The following is a 16,463-nucleotide window of genomic DNA, read 5'->3' as shown; positions in this document are numbered from 1 at the left end:
CTCGTTATTTGTTTAGAAGTTTTTTCACCCGGTCAACTACGTTTTCTGCAGTAAACCCGTATTCTTTCATAATTGTTTCTCCCGGAGCTGAAGCACCGAAACGGTCAATTGCGAGAACGTCTCCTTCAAGACCGGTAAATTTGCCCCATCCGAAGCTTGAACCCATTTCGATCGCAAGACGTTTCGTCACATTCGGAGGAAGCACGCTGTTTTTGTACTCGGCCGATTGTTTTTCAAAGCGGTCCCAGCTCGGCATGCTGACTACAGATACGTGAATGTTTTCTTCAGCCAGTTTCGCTTGAGCTTCGATCGCAAGTCCGACTTCAGAACCTGTCGCTAAAAGAAGAGCGGCCGGTGATTCCGTTTGGGCTTTGGAAACGATATAAGCCCCTTTTTCCACGCCTGCATACGCTTCTTCAGCCTGCTGATCAATCGTCGGCAGGTTTTGGCGTGTCAATACAAGAGCTGTCGGATGATCTTGGCTTTGAACGGCAACCTTCCATGCAGCTGCGGTTTCATTTCCGTCAGCAGGTCTGATCACAGAAAGGTTAGGAAGTGCGCGTAAAGAAGCAAGCTGCTCAATCGGTTCGTGAGTCGGCCCGTCTTCTCCTACGGCAATACTGTCATGCGTGAATACATAAGTGACAGGGAGTCCCATCAATGATGCCAGACGAATGGCAGGTCTTAAATAATCAGAGAATACAAAGAATGTGCCGCCGAATACGCGGAGGCCGCCGTGAAGCGCCATTCCGTTTAATGCAGCGCCCATCGCAAATTCACGGACACCGAACCAGAAGTTTTTCCCGGCGTAGTCTTTGGCCGTGAAGTCTCCTCCATTTTTGATTGTCGTTTTATTTGAACCCGCAAGGTCAGCAGATCCCCCGACAAAGAAAGGAATTTTCTTGGCGATCCCGTTCAGCACCTCACCTGAAGATGCGCGGGAAGCAAGGCTGCTGCCTTTTTCATAAACGGGAACTTCCTGATCCCAGTCTTTAGGAAGCTCGCCTTTCATGCCGAGTGACAGCTGTTCAGCAAGCTCAGGATATTTTTCTTTATAAGCCGCGAACAGTTCATTCCATTCCTGTTCTTTTTTCGAGCCGGCTTCTTTTACAGCTTGATTGAAATGCCCGTATACTTCTTCCGGAACATAAAAATCTTCTTCAAACGTCCAAGCATACGCTTCTTTTGTCAGCTTGCTCTCTTCTAGTCCTAACGGAGCGCCGTGAACGCCGGATGTGCCCGCGCGGTTTGGAGAACCGAAACCGATCGTGGTTTTCACTTCAATCAAAGTCGGTTTTTTATCATTCTGGCGCGCTTTTTCAATTGCAGCCGTCAATTCAGCGATGTTGTTTCCGTCCTCAACATAAAGAACTTCCCAGTTCATTGCTTCAAAACGCTGCTTTACATTTTCAGAGAAAGAACGGTCTAAATCGCCGTCTAAGGAAATGTCATTAGAATCGTATAATACGATCAGGCGGCCTAATTCAAGATGGCCTGCAAGAGAAGCGGCTTCGGAAGAAATGCCTTCCATTAAATCGCCGTCTCCGCAAATACTGTATGTATAATGATCAACTACATTGAATGAATCACGGTTATATGTCTCAGCCAGATGGCGTTCTGCAATTGCCATTCCCACTGCCATTGCAATCCCCTGTCCAAGCGGCCCGGTCGTTGCGTCTACTCCGGCTGTATGCCCGAACTCCGGATGTCCCGGTGTTTTGCTTCCCCATTGACGGAACTGTTTCAAGTCTTCAATGCTGAGGTCATATCCGCTTAAATGCAGCATGCTGTATAAAAGCATTGAACCGTGGCCTGCTGATAAAACAAAGCGGTCGCGGTTAAACCAGCCCGGATTCTGCGGATTTACATTCATAAATTTCGTCCACAGCGTGTATGCCATCGGAGCGGCTCCCATCGGCATGCCCGGATGTCCGGAATTCGCTTTTTCAATTGCGTCTATAGATAGTGTACGAATGGTGGCAACTGATTTCTTTTCAATTGTATCCATTATAATCCCCTTCCTTATTGTTGTACCTTTTCATCATAAAGCGATGCTGACTTTTTCTCAACTCTTTCAGCTTAAATTTGAGATAAACTTGTTGAAAATTGTCGTAAAGCACATCCTGATATTAGTATATACGAAAAAAGAATACGTATTGCCGTATTCTTTCTGTTTAGTGAAGATTATTTTTCTGTTGTTCTCTTTTTAATTTTTCAGGGGTGACATCGTTGCCTTCCGGATCAATCACTTTTACGCTCTTTAACGTATTTTTCATTGAGGAGCGGAATCCTTTCAAATACTCCTGGCGAAGCTTTTGCTGTTCAGCTTTTTCCTCATCCGTTATCGTGTTTGATTTAGCTTTTTGAGCCAATTCGTTAATTCTTGCGATTTTTTCTTTAGAAATCATAATAAGCTCCTTTGGTGCGTGTTGATTATATACTACTAAAACGCAGTCTTTTTTACAACTGATGCGCGTCAGCTGCCTTCTGTGTCTGCGTTATATTCCTGAAACCGCCGGTGAACCGTGGCTTTGGACACGTCATAGCCGAATCCTCTTAGGGTCGCTGCGATTTCTGCAAAGGTAAGCTTGTTGGCTCTCAGCCTGATAATTTCCGAAACCGGAACCTCTTTTTTTTCTTTTCCGCTGTTTTCATGTCTGTTTTTCAGATTCCGTTCAGGTTTGTAGCCGTTTTTCACGGCTCTTTTCATTCCCCGCCGGATTTTCATATTGTGAATTTTCCTTTGATATTCCTCAACAATACTGACGATTTCAAGTACCATCGAATCAGCTTCGGAAAGCTCCAGTTCACCTTTATGAGCCGTCGTATATATCTTTACGTTCTCCCTGTAAATACAATGCAAAAGCGCAATCTTGGCGTTTCCTCTTCCCAATCTCGTTTCGTCCTGCACCAATATCGCGTCAATATGTGATTTTTTAATTTCATCAAGCATTTCAAATACTCCGTCGCGGTCCATTTCATAACCGCTGGCTTTCTCAGAAATGACTTTCACGACTTCCATGCCGTTTGCAGCAGCGATCTCACTGAGCTCTTCTTCCTGTCTTTTTAATGACGTTTGCTGCTGTTCTTTGTTTGTGCTTACGCGGGCATAAATGAGCGCCTTCATTTCTCTCTTTCCTCTCTAATTGACAATGGCCAGCTGATATACGGCCGGATGCTTCTTCTTAACCGGAAGAATAAGTTCGTCTCCGGGCTTTATATCAGCAGTTTGGAGATGATTATTCTCCGTCACCCACTCAATGAAATCTTCTTTATTAATGTGTTTCTTTTCTGCTACATGATCCGCAAGTGACCAGAGTGTATCGCCGTCCTGAACCTTTATTTTAACATATTGGCTGAGGGACTGATCATTTCCCGCACATGAGACAAGTAAAATAGCGGCACTTAAAATCGCAGTAAACAGCCCGACAAATATGATAGATTCTTTCGCCATGTAAATAACCTCCGATAAGAATGTTTGTTCGCTTTTTATATCTTTCAGTATATACGAACAAATGTTTCTGTCAATCGTTTTTTTCGAACCTATGTTTGTACTGTCAGGAAAATCATGCTATAATCTACTTAAAATCGACGTTTTGAGGTGCGAAATATGACGAAGCTATCAAAAAGGCAGCTTGATATCCTGCGTTTTATTAAAGAAGAGGTAAAAACGAAAGGATATCCGCCTTCTGTAAGAGAGATAGGAGAAGCAGTAGGACTGGCTTCCAGTTCAACCGTGCACGGCCATTTGGCGCGGCTGGAGACAAAAGGCCTGATCAGACGGGACCCTACTAAACCGAGGGCGATTGAGGTATTGGATGAAGAAGAAGTCCATATTCCGAAAAGCCAGGTCGTAAACGTTCCGGTCATCGGGAAAGTGACGGCGGGTATTCCGATTACGGCTGTTGAAAATATCGACGAGTATTTCCCGCTTCCTGACCGGATGGTTCCTCCGGGCGAACATGTCTTTATGTTAGAAATCATGGGAGAAAGTATGATTGACGCCGGCATTTTTGACAAAGATTACGTCATTGTCAAACAGCAGAACACGGCCAATAACGGAGAAATCGTCGTAGCTATGACCGAAGATGATGAAGCGACGGTTAAGCGCTTCTATAAAGAAGACAATTATGTGCGGCTGCAGCCGGAAAATCCGACGATGGAGCCGATTATCCTGCAAAACGTAAGCATTTTGGGGAAAGTGATCGGCGTATTCAGAGCCGTCCATTAATTCTATTAAACTTCATTTATCGTAAAAAACCCCTCTGTAAGGGGTTTTTTTGCATAAAAAAAGCAGATTCGCCCTGGCTTAAGAAACGAACCTGCTAAGGAGGAAAAACTTACATTCTTATTATCCGACATCACACTTTTGAAGTCAACTAATAATGTTTCCCTCAAGAAACTTTTCGTCCATTTTTCAACTTTGTATATTTGTGCGTGATGAATTTGCTTTTGTTTATCTTTTCTTTGGGCGGGTACGTCAAAAATTCATCTATGAATATTTAGTACATAGTGCAATAAGTTAAATATAAATATAAAAAAACCCGCTGCCTTTAGCGAGTATCTATTTTCAATCAAAATGATAATATTCTACACCGTAAAACCCTTTAATATAGACGGGACCACAGACGTTTGAAGAACTTTCAACCAGAATCCTGTATTTGTGATACGGATCAATTGATTTTTTATCCTGGGCACTGAGGTTTAGCCAGCTGCCGCTGTAGTTTTTAGAACTTAATGTATAAAAATTTCCGTTCAGCGCCATCCGCTGGAGTTTCATGCTTAAACCGCACGAAGAGTTGTTCATTATGGTGAACTTATAGCCTAAAAAATAATCGTCGGCAGCTACAGTCCCCGGATTTTCAATATGAAACTCTTTTGCGTTTCCCTCCAAAGTGAAGCTTGTTTTTGATCCGAATTCAGTGGTAGCCGCTTTAGCTGAGTGTATTCCGCTAAAACATAATAAAAAAACAGCAATACATATCCAATATTTTTTCATTTGCATCCCCCTTTTTACATATTTTAACTTGTGCATCCTGTGATGTCTATTCACATTTTACTTTATAACCACTATATACCAGTTTAAAAATTTGCGGATTGCTTACAATGAAGACTAAACGAAATAACGAAGGTGGTTCAAATGAGACACGTAATTGCTTTCGCTTCTAAAACTGCGCTCACACTTGCTTTACTGTACATTGTTCTGGATCTTATGTACCAAGTAACCTTTTTAAACGTTCTGTTTATTACAGTGATCTTAAGTTTAATCACTTATTTTGCGGGTGATTGCATGATTCTGCCGAGAACAAGCAATTTCACAGCCGTTGCAGCTGATTTCGGAATTTCATTCATTATATTATGGATATTCCTGATGAACATTGGCGGGTTTAATGTCTCTCCTGCCGCGGCATCGGTTATCTCTGCACTTTGCATTTCTGTTTTTGAGGCATTTTTTCACCGGTATTTGCAGCAATATGTACTTCCCGAAGATTACCAGGACACAACAGAGACGGATAGCACGCTATGGAGCTATCAAACCGAGGCGTCTGAAGAATTAGTGCCGGAAAAAGACCCTCAGGAAAAAACATAAAAAGGAGGCAATCGCCTCCTTCTCTTTTTATTTTTGCTTCTGATCGTCCAGCGGCAGCTGCAGCAGTGAGTCTGTGCCTGTCGCTTTCGGCGTTTTTCCGTCCCATTTTTCAATCCATTTATATTTGATCATTTCATCGGACATTGATTTCTTAATGATTTCGTTATAGTCAGCGATCCCTTCCGCTTCAATTTTTTTCTTTTTCGCTTCGGCTTCGGCTATTTTAATTTCAGTTTGTGTCCGTTCAAGTTCCTGTGAAGACTTCACCCTTGCATCGATGGCTTCCTGTGTGGCTTTATCCGGCTTTGGTACGCCAAGCGTCAGATCATCAATTAAAAATCCAAGACTCTTCATATCATCAGCAAATCTCTTTTGAACATCGGCAGCGGCTTCTGCAGATTTTTGCCCGTATGTGTCAATAACCGAGTATTTGCTGATTGATTTTCGCGCCGCATCCCACAGCCTTGTTTTTAAATATGTATTTTCGATCGTTTCCACATCTACCGCCCCGAATTTGTTAAACAGATCGACTACTTTATCAGGCTGCACGACATAGTTGTAAGCGATATCCATTTCAATATTTTTACCGTCAGAGGTTGCCACTTTTATATTTTCATTATTCACTGTCTGCATACGCACCGGGTATTCCGTCACTTTATTAAATAATCCGACTAAGTGCCAGCCTTGGTCCAATGTGTCGGATTTTACCCCGCCATTCGGTGAGTATACAACCCCGACATAACCGTTCGGTATTTTTTCAATGAATAGTGACGCTGTGACGCCCGCAATTAAAAGGGCTGCACCTATAATCACACCGCCGAGAATTTTTTTTGTGTTTCCGCGCTTATTTTCGCTCATGCTGATCTTCTTCCTCCCATGACTTTTTTAATTTTTTGGCTCCGCTTCCCACTTGTTTAAAGATTGGACTAAGCATCAGCCATAAACCGAATCCGATGATGACAAGAAGAATGATAGACCCGATCATCACTTTCATTTGCCCACCTCTTTTCTTTCATCCTGTCAATTATGTATACGATCTTAAGAACTTAAAGTTTCATAAATTTCAAAAGAAAAAGCCCCGCCGACAAAATAGGCGTGCTTATTAATAATTGTCACTGATAAAATCAGAAATCGTTTTTGTGAATTGATAAAAGGTCTTATTTTGTGTGGATGCTCTGCTTTTCAGCGTAAAAGTGTCAAATAGTGATGTTCTGAAGCCGGTGCTCATTTCGATTTGGATACTCAATCCGGATGAAGATTGATTGGCAAGGTTGTTCGGACTGACGCCTGCATATTTATCATTTGTGCCAAGAAGAACGGCTGGATACCCGTGCCGTTTCAGCACATCGGTCAAAAGTTCGGCCCGTTCTCTGTCTGTACCGCCGATTTTTATCTTTTTATCATCACTGCCGTAACCGTGCAATGAAATGACATTAGAGTGCTCTTTCACCATTTGCACGGCCTTAGGTTCATCGAAATGCGAACTTGTCAAATGCAGAGCCGCATTACCGGCTGATTTTAACCCTTCAAATAAATATAAACTCCGGTTTTCGGCAATTTCTCTGGCTAACTCACTGGTCCCCGGCTCTATGCCTCCGCCGTGTATAGCTAATATGAGGACAGAAGGGTCATGCTCCCGCGTTGAAATGGAAAAATCGGAAGGATCTTCATTCAGCTTTAATTCCTCGAAACTGCCGTAAATATCTGAAGCGGCATCAGCCCGAAAGAACGGCAGAAGCAAAAACGGTAAAATTAAAACTAAAATTCCTTTTTTGGTTATTGATGGCATTTGTATGTTTATGTTACAATACAAATGCTTCAGCCTTTGAAGCGAACGGCAGAACAGGGTGACTTTGGACGGTTTCTTCTGCTCTGCCTCTTTGCCAGCTGCTTTACGGTCTACTCTTCTAACCCTTTTTTCCATAACATCATCCTTTCTTTTGTTTACACTTTTGTCACAATATTATATACGTTGGACAAAACCTCCGTTCATCTTGAAGAATAAAAACATCAAAACAACCTCTATCCTTTAACCTAAGAAAGTCTTTCTGTTCAAAGAGACGGAAAGCTTAAATGATAAAAATGAAACCCTTCTCCTTAGTTTTGTTTGATTTCCCAATTTAAGAATCCCCGAAACAAATTGAATGTAACTGTTGTTTCCATAAAAAAAAGACTGCTGTTAAGCAGTCTTTTTTTCGTTTTATTTCGTGCCTGTTGATCCCAGTCCGCCCCGGTCATTGTTTCCGAGCTTGTCTACTTCGATCAGCTCCACTTCAGGCATTTTCTTCATGATTCTGAATTGGCAGATCCGCTCCCCCTTGGAAATGTCGGTATCCCGAAGAGCGAATGCAGGAAAAAACCAGAAGTCATTGTCGCCTTTATATGATTCATCAATGACTCCCATTGAATTTGTCTGAATGATACCGAAATGCTTATATGTACTTGAACGCGGAACGACATGCGCCTCGTATCCTTCCGGCAGTTCCATCGCAACTCCAAGCGGGATAAGTTTGAATTCACCTTTTTTGATTGTTATATCTTCAGCTGCCCGCAGGTCAATCCAATCGCCCTGTTCAATTTTACTGATTCTCGTTTGCGTATCATCTGAATATTTAATTTTGATTTGTAAAGTCATGTTCGCTGCTCCTTTTGCTTCCCTATTTCAGTCGTATTGATGACCAATCCGTGCCCCATTATACCATTTAACTGATAAGAATGCTGATTTTGGTGTATATGCAGCCGAAGAGGAAGCACGGCGAAGACAATGAGAATAAACCTAAAATGAGGACCCCTCCTATCAGTTTTTCCCTCCATTTTCACATGACAGCTTCAATTACAATAATGCAAAGCTTTATATCCTTCTTTCAACAGAGCTTTTTTAAAATTTCACCTTGGTTTCAAAAGGAATTTCGTTCTGAATAAAGAATTTGAAGAATAAGCGCTTAAAGGGCGCGCGATTCTTTTCTGTCCCCTGCCTCAGGCGCTTATATCAAAAGAAAGAGGTGTCTTTAGAATGGTTCAATTTAAAAACTTTCCTGATCCGTCTTTAAACGCCCCACTGCAGTCTCGCCCTGCACAGCCCTCTGAATTGGAGCATCTCAAAGCAAGGATGCAGAATTTTATTAAGCATTCCGCAACGGATGATAATCTTGAGATCGCAGATGCCCGGGTGACGGCGGAAGGAATGGTCACCTCACTTTTAAAAGAACGGCTTGATACAGAATACGAAATGCTTATGAATAAAATCACCCGGGAAGTGAATGTGGAGGATTACGGAGCGGTCCCTGACGGCCGGGACAATACAGAAGCCTTTCGGAAAGCGATCGGGAACGGCCGGGTCAAAGTAAATGTTCCCGCAGGAGAATTTTTGGTTCAAGGGATAAAACTCCCCTCATGGACTACTATTTCCGGTGAGGGACAAGGGATTACCGTGCTTAAGCTTCATGAGGACACTCCCGCATACGAATGGGTCATTACTAACGATGATTACGAAAATGGAAACCGTAATATTTTTGTCCAGAACATGACTTTAGACTGGAATCCTGATCGTCAATGCGGAGTCAGGAACCCCGGAGGACAGTTTTCCAGCTGTTTAACGTTTGCTAATGTGCAATACGGCTGGATTAAGAATGTTGAAACGGTTAACGCGGGTCTGCATGGTATAGATATTACATCTCCGACTTACGATCATTTGCCTGAAACAGAATGGACGAAAGACGGCTGCCGTTATATATGGATTGATAACTGTGTGGCATACGGCGCCGGAGACGACGGCATTACCACCCATTACAGCGAATATATTTTCATTTCCAACTGCCATTCCGGAAACCCCCGCGGCACAGAGCATGCTGAGGGCAGCGCAAACTCGAACGGCATTGAAATTGACGACGGCTCTAAACATGTGTGGCTTTTAAATAACTATACGAGCGGAAATATCCGCGGGATTGAGGTAAAGGCGCACAGCCTGTGGCCGGCTTCTCAAAATGTTCATATTATCGGTCATGTTTCGTATCGTGATGTACGTTCATTTGATATTCGTCATATCGGCCATCATCAGGCCTCAGATCCCGAAAGCACGACGGCTTATGATGTTACTTTAACCGATTGCACCGCGATTGAACCGGTATTCAATGCTCTCTATGACGGTGTGACCCCGAGGGCGCTGGTCATCTCTGCCTATAAAAACGTTAATGTAAACGGATTCACAGCTATTGGTGATCCCTCATACGACTATGGCGGGAATCCAGTCGTGGCTCTTCAATACCGCAGTCAAAATATTACGATCAACGGCATTAAAATACGCGGCTTTACACAAGCCGGGGTTGACATCAATATATCCGGCGGATCTAATAAAACCGATTATGTTAAAATTTTAAATTTTGATATATACAAGTCTTCTCCTAAAGGCATCTCAATCGGCGGAGGCCAATATAACGTAAATATTATGAACGGTACAATGATCGGAGACGGCGGTTCCGTCGGAATTACGTCCCCTAACAGTCAGGCTGTCATTCTCGGGGTGCAAGCGGAAGGTTACAGCGCGGCCGCATCTATAAAAGGACAGACTTATGAGCAGATCCCTGTCAATTTAAAGGGAGGCGCACAGCTCGCGACCAGCTCCGGTTTTGCATTCAACCCGACAAGCGCCGTTATTGCGGGAACAGGCGATATTACGGCCAGGGGTGACAGAAATGCGATCATCAGCTCTTCCGGAGGTTCAAGTTCTGAAGGTTCAAGGGCATTTATCGCCGCTTCAAACAATGTCCATATTACAGGCGGCAAAGTCTCCAGAACGATTCTGTCATCAGAAAGCATTACATTGGAAGAACCATACACGGTTGCCGGAGGACATCAGTCCATCAAATGGAAACTGGATTCAGCGGGCGGCCACGGTACGTTCGCCGGAGCTGTCACCTCTTCCCTGTCAGGGTACGGAGAATATTTTGAAAGTGTAACCGGCCAGACGATTCCCGCCGGGACGATCGTCACAGTGAAAGGCGAAAAAATTGAACCGGCTCACGTCGGAGATTATATGCTCGGCGTCATTTCAGAAACAGCCGCTTTTATCTCAGGAGCCGCAAGCTTCGGATGGCAAAGCCGCTTTTTGACAAATGAGTTCGGCGGTTTCATATACGAAAATGTGACTGACGAAGAAACAGGAGAAACGGTACGCGTACCGAAACAAAACCCGGACTGCAGTCCGGCTCTTGAAGCTGACTATGAAGCACGCGCGGCCAGAGACGAATGGCATATTGTCGGACTCAACGGCCGGCATTACGTACGGGTCGACAGTACGGTCAGCCCGGGAGATTATATCACGGCTCATAACGGAATCGGGACTAAAGCCGCGGAAGGCTGGAAGGTATTGAAACTGACGGCCTTATACAGTGCTGAAAAAGGGTACGGCATTGCAATTGCGGTTATCAAATAGGGTCTCAATATCAGGATCATCTCCTCTCTTTTCTATCGGGCGGGTATGATCCTGTTTTTTATACCGAATGAGATGCCTCTTTTTCAGCATACCGTTTCATTTGTCCAAGCCATCCATGCTTTCTGTCATAGAATACTACCGTCAGATGAAAAAAGGAGGAATATGAGTATGGATATGGATATGGGTATGAACGGACATTATGATCACCAGCCAAAGCAGCCTAAACAAAAGAAGAAACAAGATAAAAAGCATCTTGATTATGATTACATCGTTGTTTATAAAAGAAAATGCAAAAAATGTAAAAAATGCTGCTGACTTGACATATCAACACTTTTTACACCCGGTAAACCCCGGGTGTTTTTCTTATTATGGCGTTTCTCCGGGCTTTTTTCACCCAAAATCCGGTCATCTTATCACAATACATAAAAAGACTCTATTATTTTCTTCCCTTTTCGCCTAATGAAAAGTATTTCATTTACAGAAAACAACACAAATAGAATGACATGACTTTTGAGAAAATCTACTCTTTGCTTGGTCAATTTCTCTGCGATACCATGAATTTGCAACAATTTTCAAAAATTTCCTCAGGAGGTCATAGACATGAAAATCGCCAGAACAATAGTCGGATCATGCTTAGCTTTATCTCTAACAATTCCTTTCACAGCCAGTGCCTCAGCAGCCAGTCAGTCTGAACATGCAAACGCGCCTCACGTTTCACCCGTTGCAAATCCGTTAGAAAGTAAATTACCCCAAACAGCAGGCCAAAACGTAAAAGCAGCAGGTGTTGATGCCGGGCTGAACGTAAACGTAGATGTTCTCGGAATTTCAGATCGCATTGCTGAAGCGGTTAAGTCAGATCAAAACCGAACCGGCTGGGTAAAAAATGTCATGGAAACAACATTTTACGCATCAGGACAGAAGTACAACGTCATGGTGTTCAATTTAAATCAAGAATATGAAGACCGCTTTAACGGCGTTCAATTTTACGGATCAGCCGTTTATGACGGCATTACTTACGGAATCTGGGTCTTCGAAGACGGTTCCTTTGATAACAAAGGAGACGGGGGCTGGATCAATTGGGCATTCAGAGGATGGTTCGATCGTGATAATCAGCATATTGAATTCCACAGACCTTAATACAGAGAAAACTTGCGGCAGCGCCCGCAAGTTTTTATTTTAATAACGGGATACTGCACATTTTTCACCGTTATAACGACTATACTTGAAGTGCGGGCTCCGATCGCAGCCCCGGTAAGTCTTTCAAAGTGAGGGTGTGCCATGTCAAAGTCTTTAAAAATAATGTTGTGGAGCATATTGGTGTTCATCATCTTGTTAGTGATGATCGGAATCGTTTCTTACAATCAAACTCCGTCTGCAGAAAGCACAGCAAAAAGAATGCTTTACAGCGTCGAATCAATTTTAAGCCTTCATCGGCTTTTTTTATTTACCGCAGAACACTTGAAGTTCTTTTATTTAGATCGTTAACGTTCCCATTCTGAATGGAGTATACGCGTATATTATCAGGCAGTCCGTTTTGATACATGGTTCCGATTATGCCCTTCGCATCTTTTTTCTCTATTCCTCATCACATTCCCTCTTTTCATGCTACTGCTCTTGAAACCAACCAATCATTTCTTCAGCCTGTTCCGTTGAATCAAAAGGGTCCAATCCTAATAGCGTGTGTTACATTTTCATTTTTAAAAAAACAAGCCAACTGCGCATCCTCTTCGCAACTGCTCAATATATGAGCCTATCCGTTTCTATTACAGGAAGCAGTACGATTCCTGCTTTTACTCATTTTAACGGATGGCCATGTGGAGGAAATATAGACTAAAAAACCTTTTTTCAAAAAGTAGACTAGCATCCCTATCAAACTTTTCATTTCGGCATAGTATGTATTAATCCTCTTTAGGAGGTGAGATTATATGGGATTCTCAGGTGGTTATGGTAGCTCCTTTGCGTTAATCGTGGTGCTATTCATTTTATTAATCATCGTTGGGGCTTCTTTCCTCGGCGGTTATTAAGAATCCTCTTACCTCCGCATCCATGTCAGCAGCACCTCCATGATCGTACGGCGCCATAAATGAAATGTTTATGGCGCTCTGCTGTTTTTCCCCTTTTCATTCACACATTAAAACTAAAAAGATCGGCCGATGAATCAACATGCAGCCGATCAGTAATTCATAGATTATTGTGTAAGATTTACATCGATGACGTTATAGAAGGCATTGGAAGTATCCGCAACGTCCCATACCCCCAAAATGACATGATACCCGCTTCGATCAGTCGGCACAAAAATCTTATGAGTCAGATTCGTATCTGCCTTGGAACCGTCGTGGTTTACCGTTCCGATTAATTCAAATTCATCTCTTGACAAAGGTTTATTCGGATTCCAGTTTTTCTTGGTGATATAATAGTGCCACTTTGATGTCGCATGAGGAGCCGTGTAGTACCAAGTAAAGGTGTTAAAACCGCCGCGGATGTTTTGTTTTACCCAATAATCTGCAGTCTGCTTGTCTAAACCGAAGTCAATTTGTCCCGATCCCCCATTTGCAGACGCAATTCTTCCATCCGGCGGACCTGCAGCCGGAAATCCTTTCGGCCCTTCTACAGACTGAGGATTATCAATGACGGAGCCATATTTCTGCGCAGCGGCCGTCCAGCCCAATGTTTGTTTCTCTAAAGCTCCCATGTACGCTCTGCTGACGGGCTCTTTTATATACCCGTGCGCAGATGCATCACTTGAATAGAAAGCGCCTCCAATCCCAAGAGTAACAGTTAAAACTGCAGCTTTGACTAAACCCTTCATTACTGCATCATCCTCCCTCTTTTGTTAATAAAAACCTTTCGGTATATACACTTCACGATAGAGGATGAAATGACCTTCCTTTTCTTGATAGGAAAAAGCAATGAGGTTCGCGCTTTCCCCTTTGTTTTTTATAATCATAAAGAAAAAGCCGGGCCGATTCTGTTGTCGAATCCGCGATTGCCAAAAACCGGCCCGCCCCTTTTGCTCAGAACTTCATTCGCTGGATTTGCCGGTTTCTTTTCGGATAACCGGTGCTACTTCCGCTGCTAATCGTTCGATGTTTTCCGCGGCTTTTTTAAACGGCATACCTCCTATATCGATTTGCGCGAGAAATCGCTGATGCCCGAACAACTCGTATTGATGCATGATTTTTTCAATGATCTGCTGTGAACTTCCCACAAATAAAGCTGTTTCTTTTCCGGACGCCCGCTCAAAATCTTCCTTCGTTAAAGGCTCATCGATCCCGTGATATGAATGAACGTGAGACCAGTAATTTGAATGATACGGGTAAAATTCTTGTATTGCCTGTTCATTCGTTTTTGAAATGAACATATGTCCGGTTACGGCAACCTTCCCATTTTCCGGAGGATGACCGGCTTTAGAAGCTGCTTCCCGATATTTCTCAACAAGCGGCTTAGATGACATCGGATCACCGCTCAGTACAGCTAATGCCAAGCCCGCACCTGCACGCCCGGCCCGTTCTGCGCTTTCCGGAGTCCCCGAAACACCTAACCATAGCGGAATGCTTCCGCGAAAAGGCCGAGGAGAAATTTCTGCCTCGCGCAGCGGCGGCCGGTAACGTCCTTTCCAGGTAACTGATTCTTCCCCCGAATTTAATTTTAAAAAAAGGTCAATGTGTTCTTCAAACAGTTCTTTATAATAGCCTACGTCATAACCGAAAAGAGGAAACGAGTCTAAAAATGCGCCCCGTCCCGCAATGATTTCCGCCCGGCCGTCTGAAATCAGATCAAGCGTTGCAAAATCCTCAAATAAACGGACAGGATCTGCGGTGGATAATACAGTCGTGGCACTGGTCAGCTTAATATTTTCAGTGATCTGTGAAATCGCTGATAAGATGGCCGGCGGCGAAGATACCGCATAATCAAGACGATGATGCTCGCCTACACCGAATACATCAAGCCCTGCGTCGTCAGCCAGTTTCGCCAGCTTCATCAATTCATCTATCCGCTGCTTTGCGCTGACTGTTTTCCCTGTCAGAGGATCGGGATATAATTCTGCAAATGAATAAATTCCAATTTCCATACAATCACGGTGTTCAGCCCTCACATTTCTCTCCTCCTGCACTGTGTAAAAAAGCTTTTATGTTATTCTATTCAGCCGTTTTATAAATAGGAATTCATTCAAAATAAATACAGAAGCTTAACATGCAGAAGGCCGATATAAGAGGAAAAAAAGTTTCTGGCGCCCTTCATTCTGCCCATTATACTCATGCAGCCGGACTAGGCAAGAACAAAGCCGGCACAAGCGGATTCGAATTCATGTGTTCATTTTCAGTCCAATTCAATCCAATCGTGATATTGATCATAAAGCTTTCGTATTCTTCCGGCATCAAGAGCGATGACTTCACACCCTCTGTCATCATACAGAAAGAAAATAATATCTTTTGTCATATTCACAAAGAAAACATCGGGATACCCAACGGAACAGCCCCCGAACCTTGGCTTCAGCGGAAAATCTTCGTGGACGGCTGCCTTAAGTAATTGAGGAATACGCAGATCTTTCCGTTTACATAATAAAGAAAACTGCTGCATTTCATATTCTTCTGCCATCTTCTTCAAATGGACAGGGGCAGGTCTTCAACTGGATCCGATATAAATCATCCTTACACTTTAGAAACGGCTGATAAACCTTTAATTTTCTCGCGTGATTACCTTGAGTTTTGTGCTTATATACGTTGGCAACAAGGAACATGTCATCACTATGTTCAAACAGCTCATTGAAAAGTGCGGCGGTTTGATGATGAACAAGCTGAAAATACTCAAGATTCAAAGCACCGCTTTCATTAAATTGATACATATTGCCGCCGAGAGAAAAATGAATTCCCACGTCCCATTGATGATAAATGCCGGGCACTAATTTTAAAGTCGGAAACCTTTCCTTCAGATAATCATTTATTTTCATTCAAACATCTCACTTTCCGTTTCCCGCTCCAGAGACAGAAGAAGCCGAAAACATTCCGCTTATTTCTTTTTCACCCTTGTAATATTATTCCGATTGGAATACAATGAAATAGAACACTGTGAACCCCATTGGTCAGGGTGGATGCTGGTCACATTCATCCTGATCCTTTCTTTTACACAAGATCGCACCAACTTTGAACCCCTCCGTTTCCAACCTTATTCATTGATGTTACATATATTTCAATGGTATTATTTTCTTATACATAAGCATCAAGAGGTGTCAGCTTTGAACAGCATCAGAAGATGAAGAGAATATTTCCGGTCTCACCGTAAAATAGGTTGCCTCTGACCTGCTTTTCACATTTTGATTATCAACCACTTTTCCATCCTCAAGCGCTTCTTTAAATGCATCAAAATGAATTGAACATTGCTGATTCGATTACTTCCCGCTCCTTCTGTCGTTAAACTGCAAAATGTCCATCACAATCATCC

General features: G+C 43.1%; 17 protein-coding genes and 1 pseudogene. 6 read left to right on the top strand and 12 right to left on the bottom strand.

Translation table 11 applies throughout. The features are described from left to right. Positions 1–4: 4 nt before the first annotated feature. From tkt to yneA, 4 genes are all read right to left on the bottom strand, one after another. Entirely contained in the window at positions 5–2,008 is a 2,004-nt protein-coding gene (tkt, locus tag ACWJJS_RS10030; protein ID WP_007611727.1) for a transketolase, read from the bottom strand. A gap of 166 nt (positions 2,009–2,174) precedes the next feature. Next, positions 2,175–2,408, bottom strand: a complete 234-nt coding sequence (locus ACWJJS_RS10025) for a DUF896 domain-containing protein (protein ID WP_003153997.1) — start codon at positions 2,406–2,408, stop codon at positions 2,175–2,177. Positions 2,409–2,476: 68 nt separating this feature from the next. Next, positions 2,477–3,127, bottom strand: a complete 651-nt coding sequence (locus tag ACWJJS_RS10020; RefSeq protein WP_454023528.1) for a YneB family resolvase-like protein — start codon at positions 3,125–3,127, stop codon at positions 2,477–2,479. 15 nt (positions 3,128–3,142) lie between these two features. Next, entirely contained in the window at positions 3,143–3,454 is a 312-nt protein-coding gene (gene yneA, locus ACWJJS_RS10015; RefSeq protein ID WP_003154001.1) for a cell division suppressor protein YneA, read from the bottom strand. Between the two features lie 156 nt (positions 3,455–3,610). On the opposite strand from yneA, the gene lexA reads away from it, so the two are divergent. Continuing rightward, entirely contained in the window at positions 3,611–4,231 is a 621-nt protein-coding gene (lexA, locus tag ACWJJS_RS10010; protein WP_003154004.1) for a transcriptional repressor LexA, read from the top strand. Positions 4,232–4,570: 339 nt separating this feature from the next. On the opposite strand, the gene ACWJJS_RS10005 is transcribed toward lexA, so the two are convergent. Beyond that, positions 4,571–4,999: a hypothetical protein gene (locus ACWJJS_RS10005; RefSeq protein ID WP_070081879.1), complete on the bottom strand. Its 429-nt coding sequence runs from the start codon at positions 4,997–4,999 to the stop codon at positions 4,571–4,573. A gap of 141 nt (positions 5,000–5,140) precedes the next feature. Between ACWJJS_RS10005 and ACWJJS_RS10000 the strand changes: the two genes are divergently transcribed. Continuing rightward, positions 5,141–5,590 carry a YndM family protein gene (locus ACWJJS_RS10000; protein ID WP_454023527.1) on the top strand — a complete coding sequence of 150 codons (450 nt, stop codon included), beginning with the start codon at positions 5,141–5,143 and terminating at the stop codon, positions 5,588–5,590. 27 nt (positions 5,591–5,617) lie between these two features. On the opposite strand, the gene ACWJJS_RS09995 is transcribed toward ACWJJS_RS10000, so the two are convergent. From ACWJJS_RS09995 to ACWJJS_RS09980, 4 genes are all read right to left on the bottom strand, one after another. Beyond that, positions 5,618–6,448 carry a prohibitin family protein gene (locus ACWJJS_RS09995; RefSeq protein WP_003154011.1) on the bottom strand — a complete coding sequence of 277 codons (831 nt, stop codon included), beginning with the start codon at positions 6,446–6,448 and terminating at the stop codon, positions 5,618–5,620. Then, complete coding sequence (locus ACWJJS_RS09990) at positions 6,435–6,584, bottom strand: hypothetical protein (protein WP_003154013.1); 150 nt, start codon at positions 6,582–6,584, stop codon at positions 6,435–6,437. The genes ACWJJS_RS09995 and ACWJJS_RS09990 overlap by 14 nt, the downstream gene beginning before the upstream one ends. 108 nt (positions 6,585–6,692) lie before the next feature. Next, positions 6,693–7,514, bottom strand: coding sequence for a poly-gamma-glutamate hydrolase family protein (locus ACWJJS_RS09985; RefSeq protein ID WP_094246900.1), 822 nt, complete (start codon positions 7,512–7,514; stop codon positions 6,693–6,695). Positions 7,515–7,790: 276 nt separating this feature from the next. Further along, positions 7,791–8,225 carry a dUTP diphosphatase gene (locus tag ACWJJS_RS09980; protein ID WP_003154017.1) on the bottom strand — a complete coding sequence of 145 codons (435 nt, stop codon included), beginning with the start codon at positions 8,223–8,225 and terminating at the stop codon, positions 7,791–7,793. 378 nt (positions 8,226–8,603) lie between these two features. On the opposite strand from ACWJJS_RS09980, the gene ACWJJS_RS09975 reads away from it, so the two are divergent. From ACWJJS_RS09975 to ACWJJS_RS09960, 4 genes are all read left to right on the top strand, one after another. Continuing rightward, on the top strand, positions 8,604–11,021 hold the full coding sequence (locus ACWJJS_RS09975; protein WP_416406352.1) for a peptidase G2 autoproteolytic cleavage domain-containing protein: 2,418 nt from the start codon (positions 8,604–8,606) through the stop codon (positions 11,019–11,021). Between the two features lie 168 nt (positions 11,022–11,189). After that, complete coding sequence (locus tag ACWJJS_RS09970; protein WP_164672386.1) at positions 11,190–11,336, top strand: hypothetical protein; 147 nt, start codon at positions 11,190–11,192, stop codon at positions 11,334–11,336. A gap of 285 nt (positions 11,337–11,621) precedes the next feature. Continuing rightward, a complete protein-coding gene (locus ACWJJS_RS09965) occupies positions 11,622–12,158 on the top strand; it encodes a hypothetical protein (protein ID WP_017417867.1) in 537 nt (178 codons plus the stop codon). A gap of 788 nt (positions 12,159–12,946) precedes the next feature. Next, positions 12,947–13,045 (top strand): YjcZ family sporulation protein, encoded by a 99-nt coding sequence (locus ACWJJS_RS09960; protein ID WP_003154022.1) that lies wholly within the window; start codon positions 12,947–12,949, stop codon positions 13,043–13,045. Between the two features lie 164 nt (positions 13,046–13,209). On the opposite strand, the gene ACWJJS_RS09955 is transcribed toward ACWJJS_RS09960, so the two are convergent. From ACWJJS_RS09955 to ACWJJS_RS09945, 3 genes and pseudogenes are all read right to left on the bottom strand, one after another. Then, a complete protein-coding gene (locus ACWJJS_RS09955; RefSeq protein WP_003154023.1) occupies positions 13,210–13,830 on the bottom strand; it encodes a lytic polysaccharide monooxygenase auxiliary activity family 9 protein in 621 nt (206 codons plus the stop codon). A gap of 213 nt (positions 13,831–14,043) precedes the next feature. Further along, a complete protein-coding gene (locus ACWJJS_RS09950; protein WP_146276839.1) occupies positions 14,044–15,117 on the bottom strand; it encodes an LLM class flavin-dependent oxidoreductase in 1,074 nt (357 codons plus the stop codon). A 224-nt stretch (positions 15,118–15,341) separates the two neighbouring features. Next, a pseudogene (locus tag ACWJJS_RS09945) lies at positions 15,342–15,972 on the bottom strand (DUF3885 domain-containing protein). Positions 15,973–16,463: the final 491 nt, after the last annotated feature.

The sequence above is a fragment of the Bacillus sp. JK106 genome (genome assembly GCF_053663355.1).
This window is presented reverse-complemented; position numbering and strand designations above follow the sequence as displayed.

Coding starts and splice junctions, on each gene's coding strand:
- tkt (WP_007611727.1), bottom strand. CDS start 2,008: ATGGATACAATTGAAAAGAAATCAGTTGCCACCATTCGTACACTATCT.
- ACWJJS_RS10025 (WP_003153997.1), bottom strand. CDS start 2,408: ATGATTTCTAAAGAAAAAATCGCAAGAATTAACGAATTGGCTCAAAAA.
- ACWJJS_RS10020 (WP_454023528.1), bottom strand. CDS start 3,127: ATGAAGGCGCTCATTTATGCCCGCGTAAGCACAAACAAAGAACAGCAG.
- yneA (WP_003154001.1), bottom strand. CDS start 3,454: ATGGCGAAAGAATCTATCATATTTGTCGGGCTGTTTACTGCGATTTTA.
- lexA (WP_003154004.1), top strand. CDS start 3,611: ATGACGAAGCTATCAAAAAGGCAGCTTGATATCCTGCGTTTTATTAAA.
- ACWJJS_RS10005 (WP_070081879.1), bottom strand. CDS start 4,999: ATGAAAAAATATTGGATATGTATTGCTGTTTTTTTATTATGTTTTAGC.
- ACWJJS_RS10000 (WP_454023527.1), top strand. CDS start 5,141: ATGAGACACGTAATTGCTTTCGCTTCTAAAACTGCGCTCACACTTGCT.
- ACWJJS_RS09995 (WP_003154011.1), bottom strand. CDS start 6,448: ATGAGCGAAAATAAGCGCGGAAACACAAAAAAAATTCTCGGCGGTGTG.
- ACWJJS_RS09990 (WP_003154013.1), bottom strand. CDS start 6,584: ATGAAAGTGATGATCGGGTCTATCATTCTTCTTGTCATCATCGGATTC.
- ACWJJS_RS09985 (WP_094246900.1), bottom strand. CDS start 7,514: ATGGAAAAAAGGGTTAGAAGAGTAGACCGTAAAGCAGCTGGCAAAGAG.
- ACWJJS_RS09980 (WP_003154017.1), bottom strand. CDS start 8,225: ATGACTTTACAAATCAAAATTAAATATTCAGATGATACGCAAACGAGA.
- ACWJJS_RS09975 (WP_416406352.1), top strand. CDS start 8,604: ATGGTTCAATTTAAAAACTTTCCTGATCCGTCTTTAAACGCCCCACTG.
- ACWJJS_RS09970 (WP_164672386.1), top strand. CDS start 11,190: ATGGATATGGATATGGGTATGAACGGACATTATGATCACCAGCCAAAG.
- ACWJJS_RS09965 (WP_017417867.1), top strand. CDS start 11,622: ATGAAAATCGCCAGAACAATAGTCGGATCATGCTTAGCTTTATCTCTA.
- ACWJJS_RS09960 (WP_003154022.1), top strand. CDS start 12,947: ATGGGATTCTCAGGTGGTTATGGTAGCTCCTTTGCGTTAATCGTGGTG.
- ACWJJS_RS09955 (WP_003154023.1), bottom strand. CDS start 13,830: ATGAAGGGTTTAGTCAAAGCTGCAGTTTTAACTGTTACTCTTGGGATT.